This window comes from Methylobacterium sp. WL18, from assembly GCF_008040015.1.
Taxonomy (GTDB): domain Bacteria; phylum Pseudomonadota; class Alphaproteobacteria; order Rhizobiales; family Beijerinckiaceae; genus Methylobacterium; species Methylobacterium mesophilicum.
In genome coordinates this window covers 1-595 of the sequence record NZ_VRVD01001242.1, presented here as the reverse complement: position 1 = coordinate 595, position 595 = coordinate 1, and the positions used below count along the sequence as shown (strand labels likewise).

At 70.4% G+C, this 595-nt stretch carries 1 pseudogene; it reads left to right on the top strand.

The features are described 5' to 3' along the window. Positions 1 to 341 precede the first annotated feature (341 nt). Positions 342 to 595: pseudogene (locus FV228_RS32090) on the top strand (MxaK protein); the annotation flags it as partial.

Genomic DNA, 595 nt, shown 5'->3' with positions numbered 1-595 from the left:
AATTTATCCGGCCCCCCCCCACATCAACACACTTTTTTTCGTGGGCCGCTTCTTTTTTTAAAAAGCCACCGGGGTGGGGGTGGTGCCGGATGGGGCCCAGCGGTGCCTTCTGAACCATCCCCACCTCCAACTCCTCCCCGCAAGGGGGAGGAGAGTACGCACGTATCCTGGAGAGGCGCGGGTCCCCTCTCCCGTGCGGGAGAGGGACAGGGTGAGGGGACAGGTTCTTCCGGATAGGGCGCATCCCTCACCCCAACCCTCTCCCGCACGGGAGAGGGGGCACGTCGCGGCCGGCGCAAGCCGGCGCGTGAACACCGTAGCCCGCAGGCGAGAGGGCATCCGTGCCGCGTCCAGCCATGCGTGAGTCCGGTCGCCGCCTCTGGGGCCGGCTTCGGCCGCGGCTCCTCCTCGCCTTGCCGGTGCTGCTCGGCCTCGCGGCCTTGGGCTTCGGCGTGTCCGCCTGGCGGGCGGATGCGGCCAACCGGAGCATCGCGGCGCTCGAAGCCGGCACGGATCGCGATGTCGGGACCGGGGCGCCCGCGCCTGTCCTGGTGGCGCGGATCGGCTACCTCGCCGGACACGGGCGCCTGGAGGA